General features: G+C 44.1%; 5 protein-coding genes. 4 read left to right on the plus strand and 1 reads right to left on the minus strand.

Going from position 1 to position 4,009, the window contains the following annotated elements:
• A partial coding sequence (locus A3761_RS09780) for an SDR family NAD(P)-dependent oxidoreductase (RefSeq protein ID WP_068750162.1) occupies positions 1 to 614 on the plus strand: 614 nt, incomplete at its 5' end.
• Between the two features lie 13 nt (positions 615 to 627).
• Complete coding sequence (locus A3761_RS09785; protein ID WP_068552957.1) at positions 628 to 1,590, plus strand: NAD(P)-dependent oxidoreductase; 963 nt, start codon at positions 628 to 630, stop codon at positions 1,588 to 1,590.
• A gap of 79 nt (positions 1,591 to 1,669) precedes the next feature.
• Here the strand turns inward: A3761_RS09785 and A3761_RS09790 are convergent, their stop codons facing one another.
• The gene (locus tag A3761_RS09790) at positions 1,670 to 2,470 is read right to left on the minus strand and encodes a helix-turn-helix domain-containing protein (RefSeq protein WP_068552958.1); all 801 of its coding nucleotides are present in this window, start codon (positions 2,468 to 2,470) and stop codon (positions 1,670 to 1,672) included.
• A gap of 211 nt (positions 2,471 to 2,681) precedes the next feature.
• On the opposite strand from A3761_RS09790, the gene A3761_RS09795 reads away from it, so the two are divergent.
• Both A3761_RS09795 and A3761_RS09800 read left to right on the plus strand, forming a co-directional pair.
• Positions 2,682 to 3,641, plus strand: coding sequence for a triacylglycerol lipase (locus A3761_RS09795; RefSeq protein ID WP_068552959.1), 960 nt, complete (start codon positions 2,682 to 2,684; stop codon positions 3,639 to 3,641).
• A 106-nt stretch (positions 3,642 to 3,747) separates the two neighbouring features.
• Positions 3,748 to 4,009: hypothetical protein (locus A3761_RS09800; protein WP_156491781.1), on the plus strand; the 262-nt coding region annotated here is incomplete at its 3' end.

A 4,009-nucleotide genomic window follows, 5' to 3' on the forward strand; every position in this document is an offset into this window, starting at 1 on the left:
GCCTGCTTAAAGTAGTTTCAGAAGCGGCGTGTCATGTGGGATTACCAACGATAGCCTTGCATTGTGCAGGTATTAATCGCACTGGTTTATTTGAAGCTGTACCAGCTAAAGAGTTTGAGACTGTTGTGACAGTTAACCTTTTTGGTTCTCGTAACTTTGCTCAGGCGACTATTCCTTTATTGAAGAAAAACAAAGTGCCTAGCAAGTTAGCCTTGGTGGCTTCTATGGCAGGGTTGGTCGGTACTTATGCCTATACCTCTTACAATGCCTCTAAGTTTGGGGTGGTGGGTTTAGCTCAGGCCTTGCGCACCGAACTCGCGCCTGAAGGTGTAGCGGTTCAAGTGATTTGTCCGCCAGAAGTTGATACGCCGATGGTGCATGAAGAACACAAAACTATTCACCCGGTTACCTTGAAGCTAAAACTTACAGCCGGTGCACTGACCTTGGAGCATGCGATTGACGATATTATGAAAGGCTTGGAATCGAAGCGTTTTTACATCATTCCAGGCAAGCTCGCCCGGATGACCTATTGGATGAACAGACTGATTCCCGTAAAGCTAGTTAATTTCTATATTGATTCGATTGTCAGAAACGTATTGAAACAACAAAAATAATAGGCAGGCCGCAATGAAGAAAGTATTTATTACCGGCGCAAAAGGTTTTATCGCACAAAGTCTGGCGCGTTGCCTAAATAAAAAAGGTATCGAGACCTGTGGGATTGATCTAAGTGCCAATCAGGAACAAAACATCATACAAGCTGATTTATTTGAGCCAGAGAGATGGCGAGACATGCTAGCTGGTTGTGACACCCTCATTCACACGGCTGCAGTGGTCTCTAATGCTGCAACAGAAGAGGAAACCTGGCGCGTTAATGTGTTGGGTACGCAGACTGTATTAGATGAAGCGGCAAAGGGTGATAACAAAAAGCGCTTTCTGCACTTTTCCTCCGTTGCCGCGTTGGGCTTAAGTCACACCGGAGCAATGGATGAAAATACTGCCTTGAGGGCTTGTGGTCAGAAATATTCAGACTCAAAACTAGCTAGCGAGCACCTGGTGCTGAATTATAATAACGCTGGAAAAGTGGATGCCACCATTATCCGCCCTGCAGATGTCTACGGTCCGGGCTCCCGACCCTGGACCGTGACGCCAATTGACATGATGAAGCAAAAGAAATTCATCGCCCCGAAAGAAGGTATGTTCGGCCCAGTGTATATTGATGACTTGGTCGAGGGCTGTTATTTGGCACTGAACTCAGACAAGGCAATCGGACAGATTTATATCCTATCAGGCATGGGGCAGGTGAGTAATCGGGAGTATTTTTCTTTTTTAGCCAAAATGTTAGGTTTGGACTCGGCAAGAACACTTTCCAAACAGGTGCTTTATCCTATCGCTTTTGCCGCGGAGCGAATTGCTCATCTTGTCGGTAAACGTACAGAATTAAATCCTTCTACCGTTGCGATGCTATCAAGGCCTAGTGCTAAATATCTCCATGATAAGGCCAGTGCAGAGCTAGGGTATCAGCCTAAAGTTAGTCTTGAAGAAGGGATGGCTAGGAGTGAGCAATGGCTGCGTGAGCAGGGAGTGATATAAAACTACCTCATCATGTAGACAGAAAGTCCCAACCCTCGCTGAGGCGACTGATTACTATGAGCTTTAGAGTCTGGCTCGCTCAATTTTTTGTACAAGATAGGCGCTGCTTATTTTCAGTCATCACAATAATTCGCTCTGGTTGGGATAAAAAATATGACGGCTTCATGCCTAGCATCATATTAAAAGTATGGGTGCAATGAGATAGGTCGACAAAACCCGCATCAATGGCGGCGTCGGTTAAACTCTTTCCTCTGCTGATTTCGACTGCGGTGACAAATAACCTATGCCATTGACGATACCTGCGTATGGGTACGCCTGTTTGTTTTTTGAAGACTTTGGTGAGTCCAGGTACTGACAAGTTCACTGTATCAGCGAGACTCTCAATAGATAGGTTTGTGTCAATAGAATCCTTGATCAAATCGACTACCTTAGATACGCGTTTATCACTGTCAAAAGGCTTCTTTACACATGTTTTGAATAGGCTATCAATCTCATATTTGGTTTCGCTCGTGGAGCGTTCTGAGTCGTAAATATCAATAACAGACTGTCTGAATAATTGTTCGTTGCCAAACTCGCTAAAAACCCCTTGGCCCATATCGCGGCAGAGGTCGGATAAGGCGCTAAAGTCCCGTCCCATAACATCTAGATTACAATTTGCGATGACCTGATGTTGTGTATCTATCGTTACAGAGCAGCCAGGTTTTAGTAATACGCATGTGCTTTCAAAACAAATGTTCTGATCTTTTGACTCAACTTTAATAGGACCGCCCAGTGACAGGGTCAGAGTTGCAGCGCCTTGGGACAAGTTCAGTGGCTCTTCAAGCCTGCCAATAAAGAGCGTTCGTTCTTCCCATAGATACAGGAGAGACTTCTTGTTCATTGTTATTAGATCTCGGTACGTGTGTACGCTAAAGATAGGCCTTTTGAAGAAAATAGTCCTCTTTTTCATGTTAGTTATGAGAACCAAAACTCACTAGTGATAGAAAAACGAGGGGAGTATCAGATTATACAAGCGAAGTAGTAGGGCTTGGTGTCAGTGTTTAAAAGGCTGGTATTTAACTCAGTATAAAAATAAATTTGAGGATATATCTATGAAAAAGACACTCGCATTAACGGCTGCTCTCACATGTGCAGCAGCTGCTCCGACACAAGCAGGATTCTTTTCTGATTATTTTAGTTACACGAAAACAGAAAATCCAATCATGTTAGTCCCTGGAATATTTGCCTTCGACTCAATTTCTATTGTCGATTATTGGCATCAGATTCCGAGCGCTATTGAAAGTCGTGGTGGTGAAGCTTATGTAGCTAAGATCAATGCTTTTGATAGTTCTGTGGGCCGAGGTGAAGAGCTGATCGCTCAGCTTGAGGAAATTAAAGCAAGTTCCGGTGGACGAATCGAAAAGTTCAACCTAATGGGTCATAGCCAGGGTGGTATGACTTCGCGTTATGTAATGGAAACACGTCCTGACCTTGTTGCGTCGGTTACTACGATGCATACGCCACATACTGGTTCGCCTATTGCAGACTTGGTGACAGATTTAGCTCCACCAGAAACAATTCGTGGAACGTTATTTGGCGCGTTTGCTAATGCAGTCGGTGATCTAGTTAACTTGTTGTCGGACAATAAAAAGTCCGACTCTGATATTTACGCTATGTTGGGAGAGTTTAATGCTCAAGGTGCAGCACAATACAATGCAACTTACACGCATGGCTTACCGACAACTGAGTGTGGTAATGGGCCCTCGCAAGTGACGATCAATGGCGAAGATATCAAGCTCTATTCATGGAGTGGCACAGGTCATCTGACTGCTGTTGGGGATATTTCAGATCCCTTGTTTGCCATCACAGGTTTAGCGTTTGATTCAGGTGAAGATAACGACGGTATTACCGGGCGTTGTGCATCTCACTTTGGCCAGGTTATTCGTGATGATTACTTCATGAACCACATTGATGCCAATAATCATGTCTTAGGATTAACATCATTGTTCGAGACTGATCCAAAGACCTTATTTAAGAAACATGCTAACCGCCTTAAGAAGGCTGGCCTATAAACGATTCCTAGAGAATTATGTGCTTTCCAATTTGGGCAATCAGGCAAGCTTATACTGGAAATGCCGTTTTGGGGTCCTATGGGCCCCACTTTTTTAAGAGGTTATTATGACGATAAAAACCGGGTCGATTGCATCGATAGCAGTCATTTTCGTGGTATCGATTGCTTTGTATGAATACTTTGGTTACGCAGAAATAGGCTCGGATAGTGCGCCTGTTACTATGATAGAAGCCAGAAAAATTAACGAGTCTTTGTATCACAAACCCTATGAAGTGGAGGGTATCAAAGCGCTTTCTTCTTCATCACTCGCGGGAACTGATGTGAATCACAACTTAAGTGTTGATGAAAGTCAGAACTTGCTGGCTGATG

It is taken from the genome of Oleiphilus sp. HI0123 (assembly GCF_001635315.1).